The following is a 1,300-nucleotide window of genomic DNA, read 5'->3' as shown; positions in this document are numbered from 1 at the left end:
GTTACATCGAGCCGGTCCGTCTTCGCGCGCCGCTTGTGACGTTCTACCGGGATGCTGGCCGCATCGATGACGTAGCACTCGATGCCGTGCGCCTGCAGCGCGCGACAGATCCAGAACGCGTCCTGGCCGGCCTCGTAGCTCACGACGACGCGCACGCCGGTGGGCAGTAACCACTTCTCCTTGTGGGCCTCGATCAGGCCGAGCACGGCCTGCAGGCGGGCGGCGGCCTGCGGCTGCTCGACCGTATGGACGGCGGGCCGCTCGCGCCGGCCATCGTGGAGCGCGACCTTCCACTTCCTGGCCGCGAGTTCGAGCGATACCGCCAGTATGACGTCTTCAGCATGGGGTTCGGTAACGTGATGTGCGTCCATGATGCCCCTCCATTGAGCAAGGCTTGGCCACGCCAATCTTACGGCTTGGGGCCTCGACGACTCTCACGCTGCATAGGATCTAGCTCATCGCGGACCCAAGGCGTCCAGCGCCACCGGATCAGCACGCAAATGAAGAACGGTTCGCCCGGCGTGGCAGACTTCATCTCGAAGTCTTCCTGATCACGCGCGCTCTTTTTTTGAGCGCAGAGCGGCTGCGCTTGAAGGAGAAGCCTTCGCGCCGAAGGGAGTTCGGCAAGGTTTCCCAGTACGCACGGGCTCGCCATGCACAGCTTCAATCCATCGTGCGATTTACTCAAGCGTCATCGACTGAGTGCTCGCAAATTCCATTGCCGTGGCGAGCATCGCTTCAGACGAGGCGCCTACATGATGCCGTTCTTCCTCGAGGACTTCTATCTCTGGTTCAGCTGCGCCTACGCCACCCAGATTCGCCGCTACCGTGAGCCCTGGTACCAGAGGCCAACCCAGCTGTCGCACGAGACTCTCGACGAGCCGTTCTGAGACAGCACGGTCCCCGTTTTACTTCGCCGCCCGTCCCTCATTATGCTACAAAACAGTCCATCGATTTTCGTGGCTCACGCTCGCTCAGCACTTCCTCGACGGCCGTTAGCGTTGTTGTACTCCTTACGTCAACGCGTCAATTTCGAAAAACGTTGACCGACAACCCTTAACGCAAACTTAGATTCATTTCAGGATTGAATTTCGCAGGGCGACTACTTCACCATTAGATTGCGATCAATGTCCGGAGATTCAGTGGTTGCCGGCTTAGCTAGTCGGCGCGCCAACCCCTGCCCCCACCTGCCACGCGTTCACGCGCGTGACTGACGCTTTGGTTGCCGACGGACTTCGTGTTAAAGTGCGGCGCCTTCTGGAAGGGTCCCCCAGAGGCCAATAATCGTCCTTTCGCCTGC

Annotated in this window: 1 protein-coding gene and 1 pseudogene; one reads left to right on the top strand and one right to left on the bottom strand. The window is 60.2% G+C overall.

What is annotated here, in order from left to right; all coding sequences use genetic code 11:
* Nucleotides 1-371 (bottom strand): annotated as a pseudogene (locus AWB78_RS42605) (IS110 family RNA-guided transposase); the annotation flags it as partial.
* 384 nt (nucleotides 372-755) lie between these two features.
* Between AWB78_RS42605 and AWB78_RS49535 the strand changes: the two are divergent.
* The gene (locus tag AWB78_RS49535; protein WP_269768988.1) at nucleotides 756-890 is read left to right on the top strand and encodes a hypothetical protein; all 135 of its coding nucleotides are present in this window, start codon (nucleotides 756-758) and stop codon (nucleotides 888-890) included.
* The last annotated feature ends 410 nt before the right edge of the window (nucleotides 891-1,300 follow it).

The organism is Caballeronia calidae, from assembly GCF_900044055.2.
Lineage (GTDB): Bacteria > Pseudomonadota > Gammaproteobacteria > Burkholderiales > Burkholderiaceae > Caballeronia > Caballeronia calidae.
Note: the sequence above shows the minus strand (reverse complement) of the source record. Positions and strands in the feature narration are given on the sequence as shown.